Raw genomic sequence first — 13,759 nt, 5'->3', positions numbered from 1 at the left:
CGCTGGAGATCGTGGTGGCGTCGGCACGAAAGGCCGACGCTCAACCGAGTACATGTTGCGACTTGCCGGACGAGGCAACCGGAACTTTCAGCACCTGCGTCCTTCTATTAAACGCGAGAGCGAGCCATGATGCCTCTCGTATTCATCCCGAGACAATTCATCCCAAAGGGAAGCGAAACGGGCGTATGCGCAGCTGGGTGACAAGGTTCTGGCGCTCGCTTTCCGCCGGCGGCCTCGTTTTGGGCACGCTGTTCTTCGTCGCCTCACTTACTCCGACGCTCATCCCCCGCACCTACCTGACCCAAGGCGTGCTGTCCGGGGCATGTTTCGCCGTCGGATACGGCATCGGAGTCGCCTGGCGCTGGCTATGGACCTATATGGAACTGCCGGAACCGCGTGAGCGGCTTCTGCTCTCTCTCAAGATTGCTGTCGCGGCCGCTTGCGCCGTCAACGCCATACTGTTTCTGTGGTGGGCGGCGGAATGGCAGAACTCGATCCGTCGACTGATGCAGCTCGAACCCGTGACGAGCGCGCATCCGGTTGAGGTCTGTTTCATCGCGATCGCTACGTTCCTCGTGGTCATCGCGCTTGCCAGGCTCTTCAAAGGCATCTCCCGTTGGTTTTCAGAAAGGTCGGGCCGCTTCGTCCCACGCAGGGTTTCGAAGGTGATCGGTTTCGCAGTCGCAATACTGTTGTTCTGGACGATGGCAAACGGCGTACTCTTCCGCTACGCGCTGCACTTGGCCGATTCGTCCTTCGCGGCAGTTGACGCCCTCATCGAGCCGGACCGGCCGCAACCTGAATCTCCGCTCAAGACCGGCAGCTCGGCTTCCCTCGTCCGCTGGGAGGAACTTGGAAGGGCAGGACGCGAATTCATCGCGACAGGACCCACCGCCGCCGAGATACGCGCGTTCACGCACGCCGATGCGCTCGAACCTATCCGGGTCTATGTCGGGCTCGGTGCCGCCGACACGGCGGAGGAAAGGGCGCAAATCGCCCTCGATGAATTGAAACGCGTCGGCGCCTTCGAACGCTCCGTACTCGTCGTCATCACGCCCACCGGCACCGGCTGGATCGATCCCTCTGCGATGGATACGGTCGAGTATCTCCACCACGGCGACGTGGCGAGCGTGGCCCAGCAGTACTCCTACCTGTCGAGCCCGCTATCGCTGCTGCTCGAGCCGGAATACGGCTCGGAGGCTGCAAAGGCTTTGTTTGCCGCAGTCTATGGATACTGGACGACGCTCCCGCACGAGAGTCGGCCGAAACTCTATCTGCATGGCCTGAGCTTGGGAGCGATGAATTCCGAACGATCGATGGAGCTTTTCGAGATGCTTGGTGACCCTGTCCAGGGGGCTCTGTGGAGCGGTCCGCCGTTCAAGAGCAGAATCTGGCGCAGCGCGACGGAGCATCGCAATCCAGGGTCACCGGCCTGGCTGCCGCAATTCCGGGACGGGTCCTTCGTCCGTTTCATGAACCAGAATGGCGACCCCGGTCCGAGGGACGCGCCCTGGGGTCCGCTGCGCATCGTCTACCTCCAGTATGCGAGCGATCCACTGACGTTCTTCGCCTATAGCGATTTCTATCGCCGTCCGGCCTGGATGAATGCGCCGCGCGGCCCGGACGTCTCGCCGGAGCTGCGGTGGTACCCGGTCGTATCGATGCTGCAGCTCGCCCTCGACATGGCCGTATCGACCAACACGCCGATGGGCTACGGACATGTCTTTGCGCCCGAACACTACGTCAATGCGTGGCTCGCCGTGACTGACCCGCAGGGGTGGTCGGCCGACCAGATAGCGCAACTGAAGCAACATCTTGCCGCGCGCGCCAGGAAGTGATCGCTGCTTGCGACGGGCGCGATTGTTTCGCCGGTTCGAACGGCCGGCCGCGGCGGCCGGACCCGCGACGAGGTCACCGCCTGATGCGGTGCAGATCTACGACACGGCCATTGCGCGCGTTCAACCCGATTTCAAACAGTCCGGTGGCGCGGCGGGCCCGATAGGCGAAAAGGCGCCCGCGGCAATCCACTCGCCGGACGTCCCAAAAACCACGGCTGCGCAGCAGTCTCTCGCCCTCTCGGCATGTGATCGCCCGGCCATTGTTGAGGCTGGTGCCGATATTGATGTTGATCGTGACGGCATGGGCGGGCGCCGGCAGAGCCAGGGGCACGACAAGACTGAGAACGAGACCCAGGCAAGCAAACAAGGGACGAGGCATGGAACTCTCCGTGACGTTGCTTTGGTTTCCGTAGAATCAGTTCCTCGAAAAGCGTATTGTCAAGAGACTAACTTCTAGCTGGCCCGGGTCTGGATGGTCTTCGTCTCAAAAGGGGCCAAACGCGACCACCGCCACCAGCGCAACCAGGGGACCGACGCTGCTGACCATGACGATGTCGAGCGTTGTGCCGCACACGGCAAGCAACGACACCACGGCGCCATTGTGCGGCAGGCTGTCGAGCGTGCCCGAGCTGGTCACCGCCACGCGGTGCACAGCGCGGGATCAAGCCCGGAAAGGCGCAGAACTCCTCCCTTTGCCGACATGGGTTCCGCGTAGTTCCGACAAACCGGACAAATCGTGTGATACCCAACCCGGACAACTCCTGTGCTTACGGCACAGAAATCATGCAAGCTTGCGTGTAGGGCGGCATACCAGTATTTTGAAGTCGCGGGGGATTTTCTGCAAAAAGGCCCCATCATGTCGGACAAATCTGTAAAGGGCATTGATCGCCGCGACCTTATAATGGCATCCATTGCAACGGTCGGCGCCGCGGCCGCCTTGGCGGCCAACGCCGGCGCCGCGAACGCCGAGGACTCGGCGACTTCCTCGTCCGCTCCGGCAGCGGGTGCGTCATCGGCGACGATTTATGTCGGCGATGTGATCCAGGGGAAGAAAGTCGTCAGCACGCTCGACGTCAACGACCTGGAACCCGGCAAGAAGCACCTTCTGTATTTCCAGGGCGTGGAGATGCCCACCGGACAGCACTGGTATGTGTCCGTGACCGTCGCCAAGGGGGCAAAGCCGGGCAAGCGCGGCGTGCTGGTCAGTGGCGTGCATGGCGACGAGATGAGTTCCGTGCATACGATCCAGACCGTGATGAGCCAGCTCGACCCGGCGCAGATGTCGGGCACCGTGATGGCGGTCACGGACGTGTCCCGCCCGGCCATGGAAGGTATGCAGCGCAGATGGCCCAATTTCGGCAGGGGCACTGACTTGATCGATATGAATCGGGAATGGCCCGGGAACGAGAACGGTGTCACCGCGGCCAGCCGGCACGCAGGGCTCCTATTCAACCGGCTGCTCCGGCCGAACGCCGACTTCGCGATCGATTTCCATACCGGGACAACCGGATTCGATGTCGCGGCCTTCAACATTGGCGGCATGGATGTGCCCGAGATCAAGGCAATGCTGGAGCTTTACCCGGTCGGCCAGATCTTCGACAATCATGTGTATCCCAGCGTCCTGCATAACGCGTTCGTCAACGCGGGCATTCCGTCCTTTTGTCCGGAGATCGGCGCTGCACGTGTCCTGGACCTCGAGATGATCTCCCTGTTCGTGGAAGGCACGATGAACGTCCTCAAGCATCACGGCATCGTTGCCGGCCCGATGGGACGTACGGGCAAGGACGTGCACGTCTTTGTCGGCAAGAGTGCGTTCCCGATCCTGGCTACCGCCGGCGGGCTCGTCGAGCATCTGGTGAAGCTCAACGACAAGGTCGAAGCCGGACAGAAGGTGGCCATACAGCGCGATAGCTTCGGCGAAGTGGTTGCGGAGTACGCAAGCGGCGTGGCCGGAGAGATATCGGGCCTGCGCAGCGATGCAATGTCCGAGCCCGGCAATCCCTTGGTATTTATCCTTTTCAACAAGCCGGGGCCGGAGGACGTTGGGGGCTACCCCGAGTGAGTTCACCCGTGCGAGCGAACCTTTCGGATCATCGCTTGAGAACGACCGCTGCGCGCAGTTGATCCTCAAACGAGCGTGCAGCGGCGATGTTCAGCGCTGTAAGCTTGAGATCCCGATGAACGGCACGATGTGCAGATCAAGGTGCGAGCTATAGCTGTCTACCGTGGTGCGCTTCCGACCGGCTGCCTCGACGCTGGCTATCCAGAACAAGGTGCGAATCGAGGAGATCACGCCGAAGGTGAAGAAGGGGCGCTGACCGTCAACAATGCCGCACGCCTCGGCCATATCCCTACATCGTGATCGAGACATACGACAACAGGTAAAGGATCGCCATGGTCGCCGTCGCGAGTATGACCCACAAGCCCAAGCTGCTCATGCTTCCTCACTTCCCCTAGGTGAGGATTGCGCCAGTCGAGCGCAAACGCAACCCGCCCTGGGTGCGTTGTCCACTCCTTTCTCTTGGAGCACTAGCTCTAGCGGCGCGGCTCCGCCCAGCGTCGCACAAATTAGCTGGTGCTTTTCTGAAATGCCGGTGCTGCTGCCGAAGGGATAGGGAAACGCGGGGCCGCTTCCGACCCGCATTGCCAAGCGCGCCGAAGCTGGACCTAGACTAAGGGTTAGTTGCAATCCGCCGCGAGCATCCCGACCTTAGAGGGCGGACCTACCCGTCCGAGAGAATTTGCTGGAGCTTTGGGTAGAGATCATGAGAATCATAGCTCGCACCGCCACCGTGATTGCATCGATAGCTGTGGCTATCGTTCTGACCTTTATGGCAGCTAGAGGATTTGAGCTATCGACGCCAGATCCGATCGTGGCTCATACCTTCGAGAGGAACATCTGAGGGGCACGAGGCGCTATGCTAGGGCGCTCTCTGCGATGAACTCGACGCCGGCCGTTTCCAGAGCGCTCGGCGGGGCTGCTGGAACCGGCAGAGTGCTTCGTCAATCGTCTTTGAGACAGGACCACAGCCGCCATCAGAGCGCTAAGGAATAGGTCCGGCTTCACCAGATTACCGACCGGTCGATCTCGCCGATCCGCGCCCGGCCGGTAAGCGCCATTGCGACCTCGAAGTCCCGGCGAAGCAGGTTGACACAATGGGCTACGCCCTCGGCACCATCCGTTGCCAGTGCGTAGACATAGGGGCGGCCAATCATGACCGCGCTTGCCCCCAGGGCAATTGCCTTCAAAACGTCGGTGCCACGCCTCACGCCGCCGTCGAGGATGATGGGAATCCGCCCGGCCACCCGATCCGCGATGGCGGGTAGGGCGTCGATGGTCGCCGGCAGGGTGTCGAGGTTACGCGAACCGTGGTTCGAGACGACGATGGCATCGGCACCGGTTCCGATCGCCTGCTCGGCATCGTCAGGATCGAGGATGCCCTTCAGGATAAGCGGCAGGGTTGTCAGAGAACGCAGCCAGGCAATATCCGCCCAGGTCGGCATGGCGCGCCGCTGCGCAGTGCCAACTTTGAGGACGCCGGTGTTCCGGTCCTTGAAGTATGGCGTTGCGAGGCTGTCGGGAATTTTGAATCCTGCCCGGAACTGCCTGCGGCGATCGCCTGGTGTTGGCATGTCGACCGTCACACTGATCGCCTTTGCGCCCAGTGCGGCCATGCGCGATACGAGTTCGCCATTGAAACTGCTATCGCTTTGCCAATAGAGAAGGAACCAGACTGGAGACTGGGTCACCGCCATGCAATCCTCGATCGCCGCCGTCGCCGTCGTGCCCAGAGTGAACACCGCTTCCGCCACTCCGGCGCCGCGCGCCGCGGCCACCTCGCCTTCCGGATGCGCCAGCCGCTGATATGCTATTGGGGCTAGGATGATCGGATGCGGCAGACTTTGCCCGAAGAGCGTGATCCCGGTATCAAGTCTTGTCACATCGCGAAGCACGCGCGGCCTTAACCTGATGCGGCCGAATGCGGCTTCATTGTCACGCTTGGTGATTTCTTCGCCAGCACCGGCGGCAATGAACTCGTAAACCGCGTGCGGCAATAGCTCCCGCGCCGCCGGTTCAAAATCCGCCAGGCAGAGAAACCGAGTTTCGATATCAAGTGGCATGGACCAATCCGATCAGTATCTCAAAAAAGTCGGCTGCTGACCCCAAGCCGGCTCCCCAAAGGGGGGTAGCGCTTGAGGATTTGGCGTCGCCGCGCCTTTTCCCACTGAAGCAGCAGCCATTCCGGCGCACGTCTCACCAATGATCTGATCAGCCTCATGGCTTGCTCAACCTCACCCCGGCGCCGCCGCCGTTTTTGGGGATGAATTCGACGCCGGCAGCGTCTGGCACGAAGTCTGTGATCTTGATGTTGAATCCTCCCATGTCGCGTTTCATGTCGCACGGACTTGCCGATAGTCGCAGGAAACCCCTGGAAATCAACGGTAGCCAGTTGCAACATAGGTGTGACATGAAGCGGGCAAGGACGCCCCTACCCCATGCGACAAACTACTGAATTCATTGAGGAAAGTAGTGGTACCGTTGGCTGGGATCGGTCCCATAAACAAAATGTTGTTTTTATTGGTCTTTTTCTGCTCCGCACGCGAATTTGTAGCACAATATGTATCACAATAGGTATTACATCTTTTCGGAGGCTTAGGACAAAGTCGATTAACGTCTTCTCGCTTCTTGACGCACCGAAACCTTCGTCACCGAACGTTCTCACGGAATAGGTCGGCGACCCTTTTGCACAGTACGGTTCGCGATAAACGTCGAGGCGAGCAGTCGACTGCGTCAACGCATGTCCTTACGAATTGCAACCTCTCCGGCTGCGAACCACATTCTGCAAAAGTTCCATAGTGTCCTTAGTTGAACGATTGATCATTAGGTCGGCAGCGCTCGTTACTGACTCGGTTCGTACGAGGGCGCCTGTTTCGACCATCCGGTCAACCATCAGGCCTATCTGATATGGAACCTTCATCGCCATCCTATTTGCCCGAAGTGGAAATCGCAGTCGAATTATCTGCAGCTTGCCAACTCCGATAGGACGGCGAAGAGATGCCAGACGAAGCTGGTGCGGTCCCGGTGACAGATCGGAACCCAGACAGCCCCTCACCTCAAATCACTGCTTCTTCCAGGAACGGCTCGTTGCGCGGTATGCGCTCATAGCTGAATGGCGACAGATCGAGCGTCTGAAACGCGCCGTGGACAATCAATTCCGACACGGCCCGGCCCACGGCCGGCGACTGCTGAAGGCCGTGCCCGGAAAAACCGTTGGCGAACATGAAGTTGGTCACCTCCGGGTGGAAGCCGACAATGCCGTTGTGGTCGAGCATGTTGTATTCGTAGTGGCCGGTCCAACTGGTCTGGACCTTCAATGCGTCGAAGGCAGGAATGCGATGCCAAAGCGTCGGCCAAATGTAATCATCGAATTCTTCATGGTGCATCTCGAAGTCGTCGTAGTCGGCCGGTCCGTCGCCCTGCGGTGTGTTCCCGGTGAGAAAAAGCTCGCCTTCCGGGCGCACGAATGTGCCGGAAAGATCGATGACATTGGGCATCCGGCCAGGGATCGGATTGGCACTGGCGAAGACGAAGCTGTAACGCTTGTAGGGCGTGACGGGGATGGACAGGCCGGCCATGGCGGCCACCTGCTGTGCTCTCGGGCCCGCGGCGTTGACCAGTGTTCCGCAGGCGATCGCCTTACCGGTCGCGAGACGGACCGAGACGACCCGCCCATCGGCGATATCCAGCCCTGTCACGGCGTTGTCGATGTATTCGACGCCGCTGGCGCGGGCGGCCCGGCGGAAACCGTTCATCATGCCCATGGAATCGAACCAGCCCTCCTCCCGGGAACCCCAGGAACCGCCGCCGAGATCCTCGACGTTGAGCCAGGGAAAGCGCTCCTTCAGCGGGCCCGGCTTAAGGAAGACCGTATGGGCTCCGAGGCTGCGCTGCAGGTCTACGCGCTCGCGGGCCGCTTCGACGCCCTCAGGCGAGCAGCAGTAGAGATATCCATGTTCGCGAAAGCCGAGGTCGGGCGCCGGCTCGTCCTTGTAGAAGGGAGCCATCCGCTCCCGGAAGCCGCGGATGATTTCGATGCCGAACTGGCTGATCTTCACATTGATCGGATTGGAGTATTGCTGACGGATCGCGCTGGTAGACAGCGCTGTCGACGAAAACTCATAACTGGAGTCGCGTTCGACCACGAGGATCGAGGCGCCGTTGCACAAGGCCTGGCTCAGCCAGTAGGCGGTCGACGAACCAATGACCGCGCCGCCGACGATGACGATGTCGTAGGCGGTGCGCGATGGTGCTTTGTAAGGGGGGATCGCCATGGCTTTTCCTACCGCTTGAACGAAGCTATCAGCGCGTCCGAACCCCGCGCCAGCAGGCCGAGGTCGGAGCCGACCGCAACCATGGTGAAGCCGTCGGCGAGGTAGCGGTCGGCATCGGCTTTTGCCGGCGCCAGGATGCCGCTGGCCTTGCCTGCTGCGGATGCTGCCTTGCGCACGGAGGCGATCGCTCCTGGACATGAGTCGCGCCGGGACTGCCCATGGCACCCATTTTGGTTGAGAGGTCGCCGGGTCCGACGAAGAGGACGTCGACGCCGTCGACCGCGGCGATCTCGGCGGCGTTGGCGACGCCGGTTTCGTCTTCGATCTGCGCGGCGAGAAGCTGCTGGGCGCGTGCGTTGGCATGGTAGCCGGCGATGCGGCCAAAGGCATTGGCGCGGTGGCCGACGGAGAAACCGCGGAAACCGCCCGGCGCATAGGTCATAGCGGCGACGATGGCGCGGGCCTGATCCGCCGTCCGCACATTGGGGATCATCAGGCTGCGGGCTCCGATGTCCATTGCCTGCTTGATCAGATTAGGGTCGTCCGAAGGAAGCCTGACCACCGCCTCGCTGTCGAAGGCAGCCACGACCTGCAACTGCGCCATGATGCTGCGCAGATGATTGGGACTGTGTTCGCCGTCGATCAGCAGCCAGCCGGCTCCGGAGCCCGCCACGATCTCCGTGGTGAGGGCCGAAGCCAGCGAGCACCAGATACCGATGTGGGCACGGCCGGCGGTCACGGCGGCTTTTAGCGTGTTGAGGCGCTCCTGCATTTTGCGATCAAACTCCCATGGACAAAGCGACGTTCAAATTTGTATGATGTCCTATATCATATGGCCTAATCCGACTGCAAGACGCGGCGTGTGGTTCATACGGGAGTGAAGAATGAAGATCGGGTTCATCGGGCTGGGTGTCATGGGCGCACCGATGGCAAGGCATCTCACCGAGGCCGGACATGAGATCGTCACGGTCCTCAATCGCTCCCCTCTCCCGACTGGCTTGGAAGCAGCGGTCGTCGGCTCCGCCGCGGAGGTGGCACGAATGTCTGAGATCGTCGTGACCATGCTGCCCGACACTTCAGACGTGGAGCGCGTGCTGCTTTGGCCGAACGGGGTCCTGGAAGGATTGTCACCGGGCAAGCTGGTCATCGACATGAGCTCGATCAGCCCGATCGCCACGGCGGACTTCGCGGCGAAATTGCGGGCAGCGGGCGCCCGCTATCTCGATGCACCGGTCTCAGGCGGTGAGGTCGGCTCCAAGGCGGCGAGCCTCACCATCATGGTCGGCGGGCCGGCCGCCGAATTCCAACGGGCACTGCCGATCTTCCAGAGGTTGGGCAAGAACATCACCTTGATCGGCGAGCACAACGGCGCCGGACAGACCTGCAAGATCGCCAACCAGATCATCGTCGCGCTCAACATCGAGGCAGTGGCCGAAGCGCTGGTCTTCGCCAGCAAGGCCGGCTGCGACCCGGCGAAAGTGCGCGCGGCGCTGATGGGCGGCTTTGCCTCCTCGCGCGTGCTGGAAGTGCATGGCGAGCGCATGATCGCGCGGACTTTCGCGCCTGGCTTCCGTATCAAGCTGCACCAGAAGGATCTCAATCTTGCATTGGAAAGCGCCCGCGCGCTTGGCGTATCTCTGCCAGGCACGGCGATCGCGCAGCAGCTGATGAGTGCCCGTTCGGCCCGACCGGGAGGTGCCGAGGCCGACCACTCGTCCCTGGTCCAGGCGCTCGAGACCTTGAGTAATCATGAACTGTCAAACGAAAGGGAATGAACCGATGCGCGGAACCGGAAAGGCAGAAATCTTCGTCATGCTCGCCCACCCCGTGGGCCATGCGAAGAGTCCTGGCATGTTCAATGAGATTTTCGAGCAGAAAGGGCTCGACAGCCTGATGGTGCCGATGAGTTGCCGTCCGGAGGGTTTCGATACCTTCTGGGCCGGCATCACGGCGGCGGAAAACATCCGCGGCGTCATCATCTCGGTGCCCTACAAGGTCCCGGTCTATCACAAATGCGCCGCCGCGCACGACCGGGCCGCACGCGTGCAAAGCGCCAACTCGGTGCGCCGGCAAGCAGACGGAACCTGGTATGCCGATAATTTCGACGGCGTCGGCTTCATCGACGGATTGAAGGCGGGCGAGCACCAAATTGCCGGACGGAAAATCCTTCAGGTCGGCGCCGGCGGCGCCGGTGCATCCTTGACCTATTGTTTGGCCGAGGAAGGTGCGGCGGAGATCCGCCTGACCGACGTCGACAGAGATCGCGCTGAGAAGCTAGCGGCACTGGTCAGCAAGGCCTTTCCAAACTGCCGCATCGAGGTCGGAGAGCCCGATCCCTCCGGCATGGACATGGCAATCAACGCGACGCCTTCGGGGCTGAAGGCCACCGATCCGTTGCCAATGGATGTGACCAAGCTGACGCCGAAGATGACGGTGGTCGACATCATCATGGAACCGGCGGAGACGGCGCTGCTCAAGGCGGCGAAAGAGATCGGCTGCCGAATCCAGCCGGGGCGCCCGATGATGGATTTCCAGGTCGAAGCCATGTCCGCCTTTTTCGACATCGAGCGCAAGGACCGCGGCAATGGCTGAGACGCTGACCGCTGTCGTCATCGGCGGCACTTCCGGCATCGGCCGTGCCATCGCGCTGCGCTTCGCCGAGGATGGCTATCAAGTAGTCGTCGCGGGCCGGGACGGGCCACGCGGCAAGGAGGCAGCCGGCGCCAGCGAAGTAGCGGGCGCACCGCATGCCCTGTTCGTGCAGACCGATGTCAGCAATCCCGCATCGGTCGAAGCGTTGGCGGAATCTGTTGTCAGTAAGTTCGGCACGCCTCATGTAGTCGTCAACTGCGCCGGCATCCTGCAGAGCGGCAAGTATGTCCTCGACCAGGACCTCGACGAAGACGAGAAGATGTGGCGCATCAACTATCGCGGCACGCTTCTGGGCTGCCAGGTCTTCGGCCGCCTGATGTCGGCTGCCAGGCGTGGCGCCATCCTGAATGTTGGCTCACTCGCCTCTTTTGCGCCACTCTCCCTCCCCGCTTACACACCGGGAAAGCATGCGGTGCTGGCGCTAACCCAGATCCTCGCGGCCGAACTCGGCCCGCATGGGGTCCGCGTCAATGCCGTGGCGCCCGGCTACACACTTTCCGATGGGCTGAAGACCAAGATAGCCAAGGGCGAGCGCAATCCCGAGGCCATCCAGGCGACCACGGCGCTGCACCGCTTCGTCGAGCCGCGCGATGTTGCCGAGGCGGCATTGTTCCTCTGCTCGGACCGTGCGGCGTCGATAACCGGCGTCACCTTGCCTGTCGATGCCGGCTGGCTCGTGCAAGCGCCCTACGCGCAATACCTGCAGGGAAACCCCATCCGGCAGACGCCGGCTATCTGATGAGGACAATTTCGTGAGCGACATAAAGCGTTTCGACTTCGACACCCGCATCCACCATGGCGTCATCCACAACGGCACACTCTATCTCACCGGCCAGGTCGCCAAACCGGGCCAGTCTGCGGCTGACCAGATGCGCGAGGTGCTCGGCAAGATCGATGCGCTGACCAAGGCAGGCACCAACAAGACACGCATCCTGCACGTGCAGATGTGGCTGGACGATGTCAGGGATTTCGAGGAGGTCAACACTGTGTGGGACACCTGGGTGCCGAAAGAGCATGCGCCGGCGCGTTCGTCCGGCGAAGGACGCATGGCCAAGCCCGGAATGTTGGTCGAACTGATCGTCACGGCGGCGGTTTGAATGGTCCTGCTGGTTCGGGCATCATCCCGAATCTGGCGAGAGGGAGACTGATGACGAAGCGCAAGCCGCTTTCCACCGTCGTGGCGGAGAGCCTGTCCGAAAAGATCCGTTCCGGACAGCTCTCGCCTGGCGCGCAATTGCCGACCGAGGCGGAGCTTTGCACCGAATACGATGTCAGCCGCACCGTGGTGCGGGAAGCGGTGGCGCGTCTGCGTTCCGACGGCATGGTGGTGCCGCAGCAAGGGCGCGGCATGTTCGTCAGCGAAACACCGGCGCCACGCAACTTTTCGATACCGGACGAGGCTTTGAGAACCTTGCCGGAAACCATCGCTTTGCTCGAACTCAGACTGAGTGTCGAAGTGGAGTCCGCCGGGCTCTGCGCGGAACGGCGAACCGATGCGGAGGCGAACGGCATCCGTGCGCTGATGGAACAGGTCGATGCCCAGCAGGCAGATCCGGCAATCGTCCAGATCCACTACGACTATGACTTCCATCTGGCGATCGCCAAGGCGGCGCGCAATGAATTCATCCATGGTTTCCTGAGCTACCTCAGGCCGATGATCGTCCCGCGTTTCCAGCTCGGCTACGTCGTCGCTCCCGACCGCAAGGACGCCTACTACGCGCGCATCCACAGCGAGCACAGGGCAATCGTCGACGCCATCGAAAAGCAGGATGGCCGCGCAGCCCGCCAGGCCATGCGCAAGCACCTGCACAACAGTCTAGGACGCGTGCGCGCCCTGGCGAAAGCCTCGGGCATCGAAGCGACAGAGGCTGATCAGAAAGCCGCCGCGGCTTCGCTGTTCACCGATATGAAAAGGTCCTCCGCGACCAGCGGATAGAGCTGGCGCGGTTTCCATCGCAAGGCAATCGCGCGAAGCCGAATTAGCCACGCATTGCGAAAGCCATGTTTTTGCCAAATCACTCGGCTGAAGAGGTCTTCTGCGCGCTGAAGACGTTGCTTTCCCATGGTTTATGGCCTTCGCCGTTGCGTGGGCGGCGTAGAATGTTTGGAACGTGAAAAGTGCTTTCGAAAGTTTATCTTTCCTTTTTGCTGCTTTTCTTGGTTTCGCGACGCCGGCCTGCGCCGCACACTGAAAGTCAGGCAAACGGGAAAGCCCACGTGACGACAGCCTTCATCACAGGTGCGACGGGCGGCATAGGGCGTGCGATGGCGATCGCGCTCAGCGATGCCGGCTATGAGGTCTATGCGGTCGGACGCAGCAAGGCTTCGCTCAAGGAGTTGCAGGCCGAGCGGCCCGGCATCGTACCGATTGCCGTCGACATCACCGACCGCGAAGCGCTGGAATCGGTGCTGGCCGATCTCACCATCGACGTGCTGATCAACAATGCCGGCATGATGCCGCCGCTCGGCAATTTCGCCGACATGAAAATTGCCGACATCGACACCACGCTGGAAGTGAACCTGAGCGCCGCGATCCTGCTCACCCGTCTTGTCGTGCCCAAGATGCGCGAGCGCCAGTCGGGGCACATACTGTTTACCGGCTCCGTTGCGGGCCACGCGCCATTCTCCAACATTGCGGTCTATTCAGCCACCAAGGCGGCGATCTCCGGCTTTGCTGCGGCACTGCGCACCGACCTCTCCCCATCTGGTATCCGCGTCACCGAGATCGTCGCCGGACGTGTCGAGACGCAGCTCTACAAGGACATTCTCGACGCCGAGGCGCGCGCGGCCATGTACGCCGCGAAGGTGGTGCAACCCGATGATGTGGCCAGGATGGTCGTCGCGGTGCTTGCGCTCCCAGCATGGGCCGACGTTACCCGTTTCGACATCATGCCGACTTGGCCGACTTCGCCAAGCGGCACCAAATAGGAAAACAG

General features: G+C 61.6%; 14 protein-coding genes. 8 read left to right on the top strand and 6 right to left on the bottom strand.

Features of this window, described 5'->3' with window-relative positions; genetic code table 11:
* Positions 1 to 185: 185 nt before the first annotated feature.
* Positions 186 to 1,838, top strand: coding sequence for an alpha/beta hydrolase (locus AC07FD_RS26140; RefSeq protein ID WP_478352182.1), 1,653 nt, complete (start codon positions 186 to 188; stop codon positions 1,836 to 1,838).
* Between the two features lie 73 nt (positions 1,839 to 1,911).
* On the opposite strand, the gene AC07FD_RS26135 is transcribed toward AC07FD_RS26140, so the two are convergent.
* A complete protein-coding gene (locus tag AC07FD_RS26135) occupies positions 1,912 to 2,217 on the bottom strand; it encodes a hypothetical protein (protein WP_478352181.1) in 306 nt (101 codons plus the stop codon).
* A gap of 105 nt (positions 2,218 to 2,322) precedes the next feature.
* Entirely contained in the window at positions 2,323 to 2,481 is a 159-nt protein-coding gene (locus AC07FD_RS26130) for a hypothetical protein (protein ID WP_478352180.1), read from the bottom strand.
* A gap of 213 nt (positions 2,482 to 2,694) precedes the next feature.
* Between AC07FD_RS26130 and AC07FD_RS26125 the strand changes: the two genes are divergently transcribed.
* Positions 2,695 to 3,900 carry a M14 family metallopeptidase gene (locus AC07FD_RS26125; RefSeq protein WP_478352179.1) on the top strand — a complete coding sequence of 402 codons (1,206 nt, stop codon included), beginning with the start codon at positions 2,695 to 2,697 and terminating at the stop codon, positions 3,898 to 3,900.
* Between the two features lie 90 nt (positions 3,901 to 3,990).
* Here AC07FD_RS26125 and AC07FD_RS26120 read toward each other — a convergent pair whose 3' ends face one another.
* The 4 genes from AC07FD_RS26120 to AC07FD_RS26105 all read right to left on the bottom strand — a co-directional run bounded on the left by AC07FD_RS26120 (position 3,991) and on the right by AC07FD_RS26105 (position 8,943).
* Positions 3,991 to 4,185, bottom strand: coding sequence for a hypothetical protein (locus AC07FD_RS26120; RefSeq protein ID WP_478352178.1), 195 nt, complete (start codon positions 4,183 to 4,185; stop codon positions 3,991 to 3,993).
* 716 nt (positions 4,186 to 4,901) lie between these two features.
* Entirely contained in the window at positions 4,902 to 5,960 is a 1,059-nt protein-coding gene (locus AC07FD_RS26115; RefSeq protein WP_478352177.1) for an alpha-hydroxy acid oxidase, read from the bottom strand.
* Between the two features lie 993 nt (positions 5,961 to 6,953).
* Complete coding sequence (locus AC07FD_RS26110; protein ID WP_478352176.1) at positions 6,954 to 8,171, bottom strand: NAD(P)/FAD-dependent oxidoreductase; 1,218 nt, start codon at positions 8,169 to 8,171, stop codon at positions 6,954 to 6,956.
* Positions 8,172 to 8,199: 28 nt separating this feature from the next.
* On the bottom strand, positions 8,200 to 8,943 hold the full coding sequence (locus AC07FD_RS26105) for an HpcH/HpaI aldolase family protein (RefSeq protein WP_478352175.1): 744 nt from the start codon (positions 8,941 to 8,943) through the stop codon (positions 8,200 to 8,202).
* A 112-nt stretch (positions 8,944 to 9,055) separates the two neighbouring features.
* Between AC07FD_RS26105 and AC07FD_RS26100 the strand changes: the two genes are divergently transcribed.
* The 6 genes from AC07FD_RS26100 to AC07FD_RS26075 all read left to right on the top strand — a co-directional run bounded on the left by AC07FD_RS26100 (position 9,056) and on the right by AC07FD_RS26075 (position 13,751).
* The gene (locus tag AC07FD_RS26100; protein WP_478352174.1) at positions 9,056 to 9,946 is read left to right on the top strand and encodes a 2-hydroxy-3-oxopropionate reductase; all 891 of its coding nucleotides are present in this window, start codon (positions 9,056 to 9,058) and stop codon (positions 9,944 to 9,946) included.
* Positions 9,921 to 10,763 carry a shikimate dehydrogenase family protein gene (locus AC07FD_RS26095; RefSeq protein WP_478352173.1) on the top strand — a complete coding sequence of 281 codons (843 nt, stop codon included), beginning with the start codon at positions 9,921 to 9,923 and terminating at the stop codon, positions 10,761 to 10,763. The genes AC07FD_RS26100 and AC07FD_RS26095 overlap by 26 nt, the downstream gene beginning before the upstream one ends.
* Entirely contained in the window at positions 10,756 to 11,562 is an 807-nt protein-coding gene (locus AC07FD_RS26090) for an SDR family NAD(P)-dependent oxidoreductase (RefSeq protein ID WP_478352172.1), read from the top strand. The genes AC07FD_RS26095 and AC07FD_RS26090 overlap by 8 nt, the downstream gene beginning before the upstream one ends.
* 13 nt (positions 11,563 to 11,575) lie before the next feature.
* Positions 11,576 to 11,920 (top strand): RidA family protein, encoded by a 345-nt coding sequence (locus AC07FD_RS26085; protein WP_478352171.1) that lies wholly within the window; start codon positions 11,576 to 11,578, stop codon positions 11,918 to 11,920.
* Between the two features lie 50 nt (positions 11,921 to 11,970).
* Entirely contained in the window at positions 11,971 to 12,759 is a 789-nt protein-coding gene (locus AC07FD_RS26080) for a FadR/GntR family transcriptional regulator (RefSeq protein WP_478352170.1), read from the top strand.
* A gap of 281 nt (positions 12,760 to 13,040) precedes the next feature.
* On the top strand, positions 13,041 to 13,751 hold the full coding sequence (locus tag AC07FD_RS26075; protein ID WP_478352169.1) for an SDR family oxidoreductase: 711 nt from the start codon (positions 13,041 to 13,043) through the stop codon (positions 13,749 to 13,751).
* Positions 13,752 to 13,759: the final 8 nt, after the last annotated feature.

This window comes from Mesorhizobium waitakense, assembly GCF_056431085.1.
This window is presented reverse-complemented; position numbering and strand designations above follow the sequence as displayed.